The sequence below is a fragment of the Streptomyces sp. BI87 genome (assembly GCF_025957665.1).
GTDB classification, from domain to species: Bacteria; Actinomycetota; Actinomycetes; order Streptomycetales; family Streptomycetaceae; genus Streptomyces; species Streptomyces albidoflavus.
The window spans coordinates 3,506,787-3,519,933 of sequence record NZ_CP110079.1 but is presented as its reverse complement, the minus strand read 5'-3'; the positions used below and the strand labels follow the sequence as shown (position 1 = coordinate 3,519,933).

Sequence of the window (13,147 nt, the reverse complement as noted above, 5' to 3'; positions counted from 1 at the left end):
GGGCCGCCGCGCACCTCCTGAAGGTGGAGGCCCGGCCGAGGGCCGGTCAGGGAGGTCCCGGAGGCCGAAGGCCCCCGCTTTCGCCCGCTGTTCAGCTGATCCGGGCCACCGGGGCGCTGACCTGGTTGCGGTCGATCGTCAGGGTGCTGCCGCCGTGCGTCTCCGTGACGTTGCCCGCGTACTGGTGGATGCGGGCGTCCGGCGCCCAGGCCTGCCTGTCGAGGACGGGCTCGCCCCAGAGGTCGGGCTGCTGCTGCCAGCGCGCGAACCAGATGGCCGCCGGCAGGTCGGTCGTCCCGGCCCGCCGCTCGCTCTCCAGGTGGCTGATGCCGGAGGAGGCGCTGGAGTAGAAGCCCGGCACGTAGCCGCTGTCGGTGACCGCGCGGTTCCAGGCCCGGACGAAGGCGAGGGTGGTCGCGGCGCAGTCGGCCTTCCGGTGGTCGTACGCCTCCATGTCGAGGTAGAGCGCGCTGCCGCGTTCCATGCCGAGGGCGGCGGCGCGGTCGACCGCGTCCGCGCCCTCCGCCGCGCCCCGCTCGACGGGGTCGCCGGTGATGCGCACGTTCTGCTTGTTGGCCGCGATGACGCAGGGCGACTGCGAGCCGACGTAGATCGGCAGGAAGTTCCAGCCGATGCGGTCGCCCTCGGTCAGGTACTCCGGTGTCAGGTTCGGCTGGTTCGGGCAGGCGCGGCCGCGGCCGCCGAAGTAGACCCCGACGGCGCGGTAGTCGGAGGCGCGCCAGTTGCGGAGGACGCCCATCGAGGGGGCGTGGCAGGTGTCGAACGCCTTGCCGCGGAAGACGTTGGCCTCCGCCGGCAGCTCCTGGCCGGCCTCCGGGAAGGCCGGGAACTCCGGTACGCCCGGCACGGGCTGGGCGGGGACGGCACCGGGCCGGGGTGCCTGCTGGCCCTCGGGGGCGGGGAGGGGGCGGGGGCGCAGGGACGGCTCGGGGGCCGAGTCCGCCTCGGAGCCACCGGGGGTCACCTCGCCGCGGACCTGCTCCGGCGACGGCGGCGGGGCGGCGCTGTCGCCGTACGCGGTCGTCACCCCGGCACCCGCGGCGGACGCCACCGCGACCGCCAGCGCGAGCCATCTTCTGATCATCATTTGGCGTCTCATGTGATGAGTGAAGATCCCGGCGACCACGACTCGGTGGGGGCGCGCCCCACGTCATCCGTACGGGGTGGCGAAACACCTCGTACGCGGGCTCCCGGGTCGCGGCCGCGCGCGGGATGTGCTGGGGCTCCTCTCCGCGCTCCCCGGCTCGTACGCCCGCTCGCCGTCGGCCCGGTTCCGCGCACAGCACTGCGCGGCGGTGCGTGGTGCACCGCCGCGCGGGCTGGTCGTCCCCCATGGCCTTCGACCCCCGTACGGACCATGAGGCCCGGGAGGGGGCTTACCAGAGCTGGTTGAAGCTCACCCAGACGCTCTTGTCGGACTGGTCGATCGAGGTGAAGGCCGCCTCGTTGACCTGGGCGGAGTTGTTCTCGTTCGAGGCGCCCGAACCGACGGCCTGCTGCTGGGTGGTGGCGGAGTTGCCGCTGTTGTCGTCGCCGACCCCGCTGCCGCTGACCGTCGCCACGGCGGCGTTCGATCCGTCGTTCGCGAACGAGCCGTTGTCGGCGACGGCGACGCCCGCGCAAAGGGCGGCGGCCAGCGGAAGAGCGGCGACGGCGGCGAGAACGCGAGCGGTGCGGATGCTTGCCATGTGTTCCTCCATAGCCCGGGCGGACCCGGTAAGTGCCTTGTCGCTCCGGGCAGTTGGCCGACCGCCCGGATGCGCTGCGATTGCTGGATCAGAATTGCCCAGCCCCCCGCCCAGGAACCACCCGAGACCGCCCACTTCCCCCGCAAGTGTGAGCAGTTTCTTCTAAACCCTTCACGCGCCCCCAAAGCGACCGCACAGGCCCCACCCGGCCGCCGTCCCCGCCCGCGCACGCGAAAGGGGCGCCTCCACCGGAGACGCCCCTTCTGCTGCACACGCTCTTCAACCGCTGCGGAGGGTGTGGGATTTGAACCCACGGTGATGTCGCCACCACGACGGTTTTCAAGACCGTTCCCTTAGGCCGCTCGGGCAACCCTCCCCGCGCCATCGGGCCCTTCGGGGCGTGGTGGCGCGGGGACAAGAGTAACGGCTCAGTCGTCGCCCACGCGATCGCCCAGCGTGACGTCGACCGTCTCGGTCTTGCCGCCGCGCTCGTAGGTGATCTTCACGGTGTCACCGGGCTTGTGGGTCCAGATCTCGCCGATGAGGGTGGGGCCGCTGTCGATGATGGTGTCGTCCAGCTTGGTGATGACGTCGCCGGACTTCAGGCCGGCCTTGGCCGCGGGCCCGTTCGGGGAGACGGCGGCGGAACCGCCGGGCCCCTCGTCGGAGATGGTGGCCCCCATGCGGTTGTCCTCCAGGGAGACCGAGGCACCGATGACCGGGTAGACGGGCTTGCCGGTCTTGATGAGCTGCTCGGCGACGTTCTTCGCCTGGTTGATCGGGATGGCGAAGCCGAGGCCGACCGAGCCCGCCTGGCCGGAGCCGCCCATGCCGTTCCCGGCCGACTGGATGGCGCTGTTGATGCCGATGACGGCGCCGCCGGAGTCGAGGAGCGGGCCGCCGGAGTTGCCCGGGTTGATGGAGGCGTCGGTCTGGAGCGCGCTCATGTAGGAGCTCTTGGAGTTGCCGCCGTCGCTGGAGGCGACCGGGCGGTTCTTGGCGCTGATGATGCCGGTGGTGACCGTGTTGGACAGGCCGAAGGGGGCGCCGATGGCGATGGTGGAGTCGCCGACGGCGACCTTGTCGCTGTTGCCGAGCGGCAGCGGGGCGGGGCCGTCGCTGTTGCGCAGCTTGAGCACCGCGACGTCGTACCCCTCGGCGCGGCCGACCACCTCGGCCACGTACTTCTTGCCGTTGGAGAAGGTGGCGGAGAGCTTGCCGCCGTCGGCGGCCGAGGCGACGACGTGGTTGTTGGTGAGGATGTGGCCCTGCTTGTCGTAGACGAAGCCGGTGCCGGTGCCGCCCTCGCCGTCGCCGCCCTGGGCGTCGATGGTGACGACGCTCGGCAGCGCCTTGGCGGCGACGCCGGCCACCGAGCCGGCCTCGCGCTTGACGCTGGTCGGGGTGTCGGAGGCGGAGACGGTGGTGGAACCCGAGCCGTCGCCGTCGCTGGCCGCCCAGTAGCCGATGCCGCCGCCGACGCCGCCCGCGATCAGCGCCGCCGCCAGCACCGCCGCGACCAGCCCGCCGCGCCGGCCCTTGGCGGGGGCGGGCTGCTGGTAGGAGGCTCCCCAGGCGGGGCCGCCGCCGGGGGTCGCGTAGGAACCGCCCCCGGCGTACGCCGGGGTGGCGGGGGGTTCGGCGTAGGGGGAGGGGGCGCCCTGCGGAGGCGGCGGGGGCCAGTCCCCGGCCGGTGCGGACTGCTGCGGGCCGCCCCTGGCGGGGTCCACCGGTGCGGGGGGTACGGACGGGGCGGGCGGCACGGAGGGGGGTACCTGCTGGCCCTCGGTCCCGGCGCCCTCGGTCCCTGAGCCCTCGTTCTCGGTGCTCACAGCTGGTTCTCCTCGGTCCACGGCGATCGGTCACGGTCGCGGCCCGGTACGGCCCGACTGTCCAGATGTTCGCAGTCAGCTTTTCCCACCGGACGTCAGGGCACCGTAAGGCGACCCTGTGCACCCACCGCCATCCTTTTACTTCCGGCAAAACGGGCGCGCGCCGGGGAAAGTTCCCTGCCACGCTCCTCCACCCTGCCGGAGACGGGCGCCGGGTGCTTCTTTTGCGCGTCTGCCCGCCGGTGGTGACACCATGACCGGGTGATGCCCACACCCCGGGAAACCATCAAGGTCATCGCCCACCGCGGCGCCTCCGCGGACGTGCCGGAACACACCCTGGCCGCGTACCGCAAAGCCATCGAGGACGGCGCCGACGGCCTGGAGTGCGACGTGCGGCTCACCTCCGACGGGCATCTGGTCTGCGTCCACGACCGCCGGGTCAACCGCACCTCCAACGGCCGCGGCGCCGTCTCCGCGCTGGAGCTCGCCGATCTGGCCGGCCTCGACTTCGGCTCCTGGAAGGACACCACCCGGGTCGGCCCGGTCGGCCCGGGGGCGGGGCTCGACACCGCGGTCCCGGTACCGCCGGTGAGCGAGCGGCCGCAGTGGGACGCCGAGCGGACCTCCGTGCTGACCCTGGAACGCCTGCTGGAGCTGGTGAGCGACGCGGGGCGCCGGGTGGAGCTGGCGATCGAGACCAAGCACCCCACGCGCTGGGCCGGGCAGGTCGAGGAGCGGTTGATGACCCTGCTCGACCGCTTCGGCCTGGCCGCGCCGGCCTCGGCCGCCGAGTCACCGGTCCGCGTGATGAGCTTCTCGGCCCGCTCGCTCCACCGCGTCCGTGCCGCCTCGCCGCACCTGCCGACGGTGCAGCTGATGCAGTTCGTCGGCGTACGCCACCGGGACGGCCGGCTGCCGCCGGGGGTGGGCATCTCCGGGCCGAGCATCCGCATCCTGCGCGGCCACCCCTCTTATGTGGAGCAGGTCCACCGGGCCGGCAACCGCGTCCACGTCTGGACCGTGGACGACCCGGCCGACGTCGCCCTCTGCGCCGACCTGGGGGTGGACGCGGTCATCACCAACCGGCCGCGCGCGGTGCTGGAACAGCTCGGCCGGGGCTGAGAACCGCCCTGCCCGCCTCGGTCCCCGCCGGGGGCGCGTACGGCGCGCTTCCGGGAGAGTGTGGGGCGCCTTCCGCGCGCCGGGTGTGCGCTGACGCGGAGCGGAACCGCTGCTCACGCGCCCGCGAAGGGGGAGGGAAAGTGTGAAAGGGGCCACGATGGCGGAAGCGGTTGTTTCGCTTCCGGGCCGGTCCAACCCTTGCGCATATGGGGCGATAGCCGCCCATAACGGCACGCCAATCCTCTGATTCACCTCACGGGGAGTACACCGGCGCGTTCTTTGGGTGGCCGCGCCCGCCGAATGCGTCACCGGGAGCGGATTGGCCGGTTTCCGGCCGGATGCAATGGGGCATTCACCCTCTGGCGTGGGGCAAAGGAGGTCCGGGGGTGGCGTTGGTGGTGGCACAAGAAGTGCCCACGTCGTCGAGCATGGCTGTTCCTCACGGCCCTGCGGGCGTGGGGAAGGCGCGACGCCGCATGCGCGAGCAGCTGCGGCTGAGCGGAGTATCGGATTCAGCCATAGACGACGCCGTACTGATCCTGTCGGAGCTGCTGAGCAACGCCTGTCGGCACGGCCGTCCGCTCGACGACGCGCCCATCGGCGACGGCGACGTACGGGCCGCCTGGCGGGTCGACGACCGCGGCAGGCTGACGGTGGAGGTCACGGACGGCGGCGGCCCGACCCGCCCGGTCCCGTCCACCCCGTCGGTGACGGCCAAGGGCGGCCGCGGGCTCAACATCATCACGGCCCTCTCCGAGGAATGGGGCACCCGGGACGGCGCCTGCGGCGAACTCACCGTCTGGGCCCTCCTCTCCACGAGCCACCGGCGCGAGGACTTCGCGGAGCGGATCACCGCCCCGCCGGTCTCCGCCCTGGCCGAGCTCGACTTCAGCGAGGCCCTGGGCGCCCTCGACGACCTGACCTGAGCCCACTCCCGGAACTCCCCGCGGGCGTCCGCCCGTACGAACGGTGCGGGGCGGCGCGCACGCGGGGGTGACGGCCCCGAGGACGCCGCCTTCGCCCGCCGGGGAACGGCTAGGCTCGCGCCGTACCAGACGAGCCGTACCCGGGAGAGATCCGATGGCCAAGAAGCGTCCGCAGAAGCCGGGCAAGAAGGCACAGCTCGCCGACGGGGAGATCCCGGTCGTCGGCGCCCGTGAACCCTGCCCCTGCGGTTCGGGCCGCCGCTACAAGGCGTGTCACGGGCGGGCCGCCTCGCACGCCGTGACCGAGCTGGTGCAGCGCCCCTTCGAGGGGCTGGCCGGTGAGGGCGACTGGGTGGCACTGCGCGAGCTGGTGCCCGCGGCCACCGTCGAACTGACCCTCAAGGACGGCCTGCCCGAGGGCGTGCCCTCGGTGACGCTCGCCACCGTGCTGCCGCTGGCCTGGCCCGCGCTGCGCCGCGAGGACGGCTCCGTCCTGCTCGGCCTCCAGAACGACACCCCCTCCGGCGACCTCAGCCGCGATCTGGCCGACACCCTGCTGCGCGCCCTGGAGGCCAAGCCCGGTACGCCCGTCGAGGCGCGCCGGCTGCCCGCCCAGTCCGCCGCCTCCGCCGCCGAACGGCCCCGGCTCCAGGAGCTGCTGGACCCCGAGGCACCGTTCGAGCCGCGGGTGCACAGCGGGTTCGAGTTCTGGGTGCCGGAGGCCGAGGCCGGGCAGACCTCGCCGGAGGTCACCGCCTCCCTGGAGCGGGCCAACGAGGCCGCCATCCCCACGGCCCGGCTGACCGGTGTCGAGTGGGCGTACTGGTGCCGGACGCCGGAGAAGAACCACCTGCGCTGGGTCATGCCGCACAGCGAGGAGCGGCTGCTCGACGCGCTGGCGCGACTGCACGCGGCGGGCGCCTCCTCGCTCGGCGAAGGGACGCGGCTCGTCGGGTCGTTCCGGGCGCACGGGCTGACGGTGCCGGTGTGGGACCTGCCCACCACCATGGAGGCCGAGGACGTGGAGAAGCCCGCGGCGGCCTTCGCCGAGCGGCTCGCCGCCGCGCTCGCCGAGGAGACTCCGCTCACCGCCGAGGAGCGCCGGGCCCGCGGCGGCCTGACCAACCGGCAGGTCACGCTCAACTGAACCCGGGCCGCCGGTCGTACCGGACCTCCAGGGTCCGGCGGCCGGCGGGCGGTGACTCCTGTCACATCAGGCCGTTTCCGCAGGGAAATCCCCACGCGGGACAGGCCGATCGAATTTGCTAACCGGCGATCTCTTGTTACGGTTCAAGTAGCCCGGTTGCTGGTGCATCCCCCGTCGCCAGCAACCGGGCCCTTCCATGTCCGGACCTCTTCCGGACGGGCCGGGCCCCTGGCCGCGCCGTGCGCGATGCCTCAGCGGCCACGTTCGCCCTCGCACACGGACACCCCGCACGCCACGGTCAGTTGGCGTACGCCCCCGGCGCTCGCGCTCTTCGGCCGCCCCGCACAGGGGTCGCTCGCGCGTGGTCCGGGGGCGGTCGGGTCCTACAGGTCGGTGGCGTTGACGCCGGTCTCGTTGAGGGTGTCGACGAGGGCGTCGAGCACGGCGCCGATCTCCGGCAGGGCCGGACCGCCGGGAGTCTCGGCCGGCGGACGCTCCCAGCGGACCCGGCCGGCGTCCTTGGCCGACGGGGGCAGGAGCAGGTAGCCGCCCTCCCCGTGGAAGCGCAGCGAGCCGGGGACGTGGTCCTTGGCGTACAGCAGCTCGCCGAGGCGCGGCAGGGAGTACGGGGCGACCAGCAGCGCCCAGCGGTCGCGCGTCGCGAGGACGGGGCCGGTGGCGACGCCCGCCCGGTCGAGGGCGGCGAGAGCGCGGGCGGCGGCCACGGCGGGGAGGCTGACCGCGCTGGCGCCGCGCCCGGTGGCGAGGAGGACGGGGGCGGCCGGGCGTTCGCTCCACCACCAGCGGACCATGCGCTCGTCGGTGGTGGCCGCGAGGAGCCCGGGGTCGGCCGGGTGGTCGCCGGGCAGGGCGCACTCCGGGTCCGGGCAGCCGCAGCCGGTCGGGCCGGCGGGGTCGGACCGGGCGCCGGGGACGACCGGCCAGTGCCGGTGGACCGCCGCCACCGCCACACCGGTCAGGTCGGGCTGGTCGGGCTGGTCGGGCTGGTCGATCGGATGGGTCAGGTCGGGACAGGCCGCCGGGGCGCTCCCGCGGGTGCGCCGGGACCGGAGCTTGCGTCGCCTTCCGAGGATCTCGCGCATGAGCGCTCGTTCCTTTCCGTTGAACGCCGAGGGTCATCACACTGGACGTGCGTCACTTCACCGTGCGTACAAACTGGCGCATCACATCCCCGGCCTGCGGCAGGGGGCGCCCCGTGGGGCCGTGCGTGGAACCAGGCGGAGGACGGCGACGCCTGGCACTTACCGGAACCGCGCTTGCCGGACCGGGGACTCCTGTCGCCTCCGCCGCGGGAGGATGGGGCGCGGTCGCTGTCGACTGGGACGCCCGGGGCGGCTGCCAGGTTCCCTCAAGGTCCCTGCCTGCCCCCGGTCCACACCCTCTCGGTGTTCGTACCCGGCACGGCCGTTGTGACGCGTCCTCCCGAAGCATTCGCCCGGGGGCCGTCTGCGCTCCCTCGGCCGAACGAGGTCAGTCGACCGCAATATGCGCTTCCCGCTGACACTTTCGAGCCAAGTTCGCCTTTTTGGCCCAGGTGGCCACGGGTCCGCGCCAGCCGCAGGAACCTGGGGAATCCCCGCAGGACAATGCTGGACATCTCGTCTTCATTGCGTGTAGATGTGGACCATTGTCGGCGGCGCGGAATCACCTGGGGGTTTGCGATGCTTTTGAGCAATACGCACCGGCCGGAAAACCGTAGAACATGACAGCGCCCCACTTTCCCAATGTGGCCGGAATCGATCCCGCTGTTCCCGCCCCCGCGCAGACTGTCGCGCCCTCTCCGCAGCCTCCGGCCGCGCCGGCCCCGTCCCCTTCGACGGCCGTCCAGGACCGCCTCGCCGGCTGGGTCTCCGACCTCACCACGCTGCACGAACTCACCGAACGGCTGATCGCCACCCCCACCGTCGACGCCGCCCTGCGGGAGTTGCTGCACGCCGGAGCCTCGCTCGTCGGCGCCCGCCGCGGCCTAGCCGCCCTGGAGCCGGGCGGCCCCGGCGGGCCCCGCGCCGCCTTCACCGGGCTCGGCCTCGGCCGTGCCGACCTCGGCCACATCGAGACCGTGCCACGCGCCGCCTCCTGCCATGGCCGGCTCCTCGACGAACCGCCCGGCGGACGCCGCGAGATCTGCCACCCCGACCTCGCCACCGACCACACCACCGACCCGCGCCACCGCGAGGTCGCCGCCCGGCTCGGCTGGGCGGCGAGTTACGCGGCGGCGCTGGAGACCGGCGGCGACGGACGGTTCGGCGCGGTGGTCTGGCTCTACGACGAGCCGGCCGAGCCCGACGAGCGCCGCCGCCACCTCACCGGGCTCTACCTCCGCCAGGCCGGGGAGCACCTGGCCCGGCTGCTCGCCCTCGACGCGGCCCGCGCCACCGTCGCCACCCTCCGCGAGGAACTGCTGCCCAGCCGTCTGCCCCGGGTACCCGGGGTACGGCTCGCCGCCCGCCACCGGACCGGGCCGCGCGGGGGCAGCGACTGGTACGACGCGCTGCCGCTCCCCGAGGGCGCCCTCGGCCTCGCCATCGGCTCGGTGACCGGGTCCGGCCCGAGCGCGGTCGCCGCCATGGGCCGACTGCGCGCCTCGCTGCGGGCGTACGCGGTGATGGAGGGCGAGGACCCGGTCGCCGTCCTCTCCGACCTGGAACTGCTGCTGCGGCTCACCGAGCCCGCCCGCTCGGCGACGGCGCTCTTCGGGTACTGCGAGCCGGCCGAGGGCCCCGGCCCGGAGCGCGGGCGGCGCCTCGTGCTGGCGGGGGCCGGGCACTGCCCGCCGGTGGTCGTCAGCGAGCGCGGCGCCGAGTTCGTGGAGACCTCGCTCTCCGCGCCGCTGGGCATGCTCGCCTGCTGGGAGGCGCCCAGCGTGGAGTTGCGGCCGCAGCCGGGCGACACCGTCCTCCTCTACAGCGACGGGCTGCTGCGGCGGACCGGCGACGCGATGGACCGGGCCTTCGCCCGGCTGCACTCGGCCGCCGCCTCGGTCCCCCGGGGCCGGCGGGAGGACCCGGGAGCCGTCGCCGACCACATCCTCACCACCCTGCTCCCCGAAGGGCTCCACGACGAGGAGAGCGAGGAGGACGTGGTCCTGCTCGCCGTCCGCTTCGACTGACGCGGGGCAGGCCACCGGGCCCGCGCCCCCGGGTGACGGGACCAACAGCCGCACGCCCCTTCGGCACCGCCTGGAACGGACATACGATGGAGGAACATCCCATGTCCCACCCAGGAGGAATGCCGTGGCCGAGGAACTCTCGGAGACCCCGAAGGACGTCGATGAGGCCGTGGCGGACGCCGGCGAGCAGCCGATCAAGCAGCGGAAGAACGGGCTCTACCCCGCCCTCTCCGACGAGCTCGCGGAGAACATGACGCAGGGCTGGGCCGACACCGAGCTGCACGACCTGGAGCCGATCGAGCAGGCCGCCGAGACCGCGGGCCGCCGCGCCGCCCTCTCCGCCCGCTTCCCCGGCGAGCGCCTGGTCGTCCCGGCAGGCAACCTCAAGACCCGCTCCAACGACACCGAGTACGCCTTCCGCTCCTCGGTCGAGTACGCGTACCTCACCGGTGACCAGACCGAGGACGGCGTCCTCGTCCTGGAGCCGACCGAGGCCGGCCACGAGGCCACCATCTACCTGCTCCCCCGCTCCAACCGGGAGAACGGCGAGTTCTGGCTCGACGGGCAGGGCGAGCTGTGGGTGGGCCGCCGCCACTCGCTGACCGAGGCCGAGCAGCTGCTCGGGCTCCCCGCCAAGGACGTGCGCGAGCTGGCCGGCGCGCTGGCCGAGGCCACCGGCCCCGTCCGGGTGGTCCGCGGCTACGACGCCGGCATCGAGGCCGCCCTCGCCGACAAGGTCACCGCCGAGCGGGACGAGGAGCTGAAGGTCTTCCTCTCCGAGGCCCGGCTGGTCAAGGACGCCTTCGAGGTCCGCGAGCTCCAGAAGGCGGTGGACTCCACCGTCCGCGGCTTCGAGGACGTCGTCCGTGTCCTGGACAAGGCCGAGGCCACCTCCGAGCGGTACATCGAGGGCACCTTCTTCCTCCGCGCCCGCGTCGAGGGCAACGACATCGGCTACGGCTCCATCTGCGCCGCCGGCCCGCACGCCACCACCCTGCACTGGGTCCGCAACAACGGCCAGGTCCGCTCCGGCGACCTGCTCCTGCTCGACGCCGGCGTGGAGACGCACACCCTCTACACCGCCGACGTCACCCGCACCCTGCCCATCAACGGCACGTACTCCCCGCTCCAGCGGAAGATCTACGACGCCGTGTACGAGGCCCAGGAGGCGGGCATCGCCGCTGTGCGGCCGGGCGCCAAGTACCGGGACTTCCACGAGGCCGCGCAGCGCGTGCTGGCCACCCGGCTCGTCGAGTGGGGCATCCTCGAAGGCCCGGTCGACCGGGTACTGGAGCTGGGGCTCCAGCGCCGCTTCACGCTCCACGGCACCGGCCACATGCTCGGCATGGACGTCCACGACTGCGCGGTCGCGCGGACCGAGACCTACGTCCAGGGCACCCTGGAGCCCGGCATGTGCCTCACCGTCGAGCCCGGTCTGTACTTCCAGGCGGACGACCTGACGGTGCCGGAGGAGTACCGCGGCATCGGCGTCCGGATCGAGGACGACATCCTGGTCACCGAGGACGGCAACCGGAACCTCTCCGCCGCCCTGCCGCGCACCTCGGACGAGGTCGAGCGCTGGATGGCCGAGCTGAAGGGCTGACACCCACCGCCCCTGCCAAGGGGCCCCACCCCACGAGGGGCGTCGTTTCACGTGAAACGACGCCCCTCGTGGTGTTTCACGTGAAACATCCATCGGGGTCATGTTTCACGTGAAACATGGCGTGGCTCCGGTCGTGCGGGGCTTGTCCGTGTTTCACGTGAAACATCGCGCACCCTGCCCGGGGCAGTGGTCAGACGGCGACCAGCGGGGCGTCCTTGCGCCACTTCAGGATCTTGTCGAAGGAGACCACGGCTCCCGCCCGGCCCGGCTTGTTGCCGAAGTGGGCGTGGTCGGAGAGCTGCTCGATGAGGTCCAGTCCGCGGCCGCTCTCGTCCTGCGGAGCGGTCATCGGCACACTGCGGACGGGCCGGGCGGGGAAGCCGGGACCGGAGTCGGCCACCTCGATCCGACATCGCTCACCGTCGAGATAGGCGGTGACCCGGTAGGCGCTCTCGGGTGCGGGCGACCCCGCTCCTCCGTGTTCCACCGCGTTGGCACACGCTTCACTCAGGGCGACGGACAGGTCGTAGGAGATGTCGGGATCGACACCTGCGGTGTCCATCGACCCGATGAGCAGGCGACGGGCGAGCGGCACACTGGCGGCATCGCGCCGCAAATGGAGTGACCACATGATGCTCATGCTCCAGCCTCCTGACTGCGGCTCGACATACCGATACGTATTGCCCGGCCGTCCGCGAGGTAAGCCCCCCGGCTGCCGGCGCCTGCCCGGACCGCCCGCGCGGCGTCTCGCGCCGGGGGGTAAATACGCATACGCCCGCACCGCTGGGCCGAGAAGCTGAGGTACCCGGACTTTGCGGACCTGCCGTACCGCCGAGGGGGCGCCGGTGCGATGATGAGCCGGTCATGGCTGCCCCCCACGCGTACGCGCAGGCCGGAACAGGTCTCCGGCTCCTGAGGGCCGCGGTGTTCACCGCGGTCTGCGTCGTGGTGTCCGCGGCCGGGCACGTCTTCGCCTCCTGCCTGGCCCTGCCGGGCTGGACCCTGGCCGCCGCCTTCCTCGGGGTCTTCCTCGTGACGGTGGCGCTCGCCGGACGGGAACGTTCTCTGCTCGGGATCGTCCTCACGCTGGCCGCCGGGCAGATCGGCCTGCACGCCCTCTTCGGCCTCGCCCAGCAGGGCGCCGCCCAGGCCGCCGCCGAGGCGACCCTGGTGGCTCGCGCCGGGGAACTGACCTGCGGGCACAGCGGGGCCATCTCCCCGCACCAGGCGGAGCAGATCCTGACCACGGCGGGGCTCGACCCGCACAGCGGCTCCCTGCACCAGCACACGGGGCTCGCCGGGCTGCTGCCCTCGCTGCCGATGCTCCTCGGCCACCTGCTGGCCGCGCTCGTCGCGGGCTGGCTGCTGCGCCGGGGTGACCTCGCCCTCTTCCGGCTGGTGCGGCTCTCCGCACTCGGCCGCGACGAACTCCGCGTCCACGGGGCGCCGGTGCGCGCGCTGCGGACCGCGCTGCGGCTGGTCCGCGCCCTCCGCGCTGGTCTCGGCGCCGACGGTTCGCCGTGGGCCCGTCATCTCTCGCCCCCCGAGCCGCCCCGGCTCCGGACGGCCGAACTCCAGCACTCGGTGAGCAGGCGGGGTCCCCCCGCCGCCGAGGTGTACGTACTCGCAGTCTGACGCGGCACTCCGCAACGCCCGCGCGCACGCCTCACGGTGTGCC

11 protein-coding genes and 1 tRNA gene are annotated in these 13,147 nt (G+C 73.4%); 6 read left to right on the top strand and 6 right to left on the bottom strand.

Going from position 1 to position 13,147, the window contains the following annotated elements; genetic code table 11:
* Positions 1 to 91: 91 nt before the first annotated feature.
* From OIM89_RS15490 to OIM89_RS15475, 4 genes are all read right to left on the bottom strand, one after another.
* Entirely contained in the window at positions 92 to 1,108 is a 1,017-nt protein-coding gene (locus OIM89_RS15490; protein ID WP_030699761.1) for a DUF1906 domain-containing protein, read from the bottom strand.
* A 289-nt stretch (positions 1,109 to 1,397) separates the two neighbouring features.
* The gene (locus OIM89_RS15485; protein ID WP_264491359.1) at positions 1,398 to 1,709 is read right to left on the bottom strand and encodes a hypothetical protein; all 312 of its coding nucleotides are present in this window, start codon (positions 1,707 to 1,709) and stop codon (positions 1,398 to 1,400) included.
* 289 nt (positions 1,710 to 1,998) lie between these two features.
* Positions 1,999 to 2,085, bottom strand: a tRNA-Ser gene (locus OIM89_RS15480).
* Between the two features lie 52 nt (positions 2,086 to 2,137).
* A complete protein-coding gene (locus tag OIM89_RS15475) occupies positions 2,138 to 3,541 on the bottom strand; it encodes a S1C family serine protease (protein WP_030696624.1) in 1,404 nt (467 codons plus the stop codon).
* 264 nt (positions 3,542 to 3,805) lie between these two features.
* Between OIM89_RS15475 and OIM89_RS15470 the strand changes: the two genes are divergently transcribed.
* From OIM89_RS15470 to OIM89_RS15460, 3 genes are all read left to right on the top strand, one after another.
* Positions 3,806 to 4,663 carry a glycerophosphodiester phosphodiesterase gene (locus OIM89_RS15470; RefSeq protein WP_030696625.1) on the top strand — a complete coding sequence of 286 codons (858 nt, stop codon included), beginning with the start codon at positions 3,806 to 3,808 and terminating at the stop codon, positions 4,661 to 4,663.
* Positions 4,664 to 5,139: 476 nt separating this feature from the next.
* The gene (locus tag OIM89_RS15465; RefSeq protein ID WP_319802329.1) at positions 5,140 to 5,589 is read left to right on the top strand and encodes an ATP-binding protein; all 450 of its coding nucleotides are present in this window, start codon (positions 5,140 to 5,142) and stop codon (positions 5,587 to 5,589) included.
* 154 nt (positions 5,590 to 5,743) lie between these two features.
* Positions 5,744 to 6,736, top strand: coding sequence for a DUF5926 family protein (locus OIM89_RS15460; protein ID WP_030696627.1), 993 nt, complete (start codon positions 5,744 to 5,746; stop codon positions 6,734 to 6,736).
* Positions 6,737 to 7,119: 383 nt separating this feature from the next.
* Here the strand turns inward: OIM89_RS15460 and OIM89_RS15455 are convergent, their stop codons facing one another.
* Entirely contained in the window at positions 7,120 to 7,839 is a 720-nt protein-coding gene (locus OIM89_RS15455; RefSeq protein ID WP_238469317.1) for a bifunctional DNA primase/polymerase, read from the bottom strand.
* A 620-nt stretch (positions 7,840 to 8,459) separates the two neighbouring features.
* Here OIM89_RS15455 and OIM89_RS15450 point away from each other — a divergent pair.
* Positions 8,460 to 9,866, top strand: a complete 1,407-nt coding sequence (locus tag OIM89_RS15450; protein ID WP_264491358.1) for a PP2C family protein-serine/threonine phosphatase — start codon at positions 8,460 to 8,462, stop codon at positions 9,864 to 9,866.
* A 124-nt stretch (positions 9,867 to 9,990) separates the two neighbouring features.
* A complete protein-coding gene (locus OIM89_RS15445) occupies positions 9,991 to 11,469 on the top strand; it encodes an aminopeptidase P family protein (protein WP_047466440.1) in 1,479 nt (492 codons plus the stop codon).
* A gap of 190 nt (positions 11,470 to 11,659) precedes the next feature.
* Here the strand turns inward: OIM89_RS15445 and OIM89_RS15440 are convergent, their stop codons facing one another.
* A complete protein-coding gene (locus OIM89_RS15440) occupies positions 11,660 to 12,109 on the bottom strand; it encodes an ATP-binding protein (RefSeq protein WP_030696631.1) in 450 nt (149 codons plus the stop codon).
* A gap of 224 nt (positions 12,110 to 12,333) precedes the next feature.
* Between OIM89_RS15440 and OIM89_RS15435 the strand changes: the two genes are divergently transcribed.
* Positions 12,334 to 13,104 (top strand): hypothetical protein, encoded by a 771-nt coding sequence (locus tag OIM89_RS15435; protein WP_030696632.1) that lies wholly within the window; start codon positions 12,334 to 12,336, stop codon positions 13,102 to 13,104.
* The last annotated feature ends 43 nt before the right edge of the window (positions 13,105 to 13,147 follow it).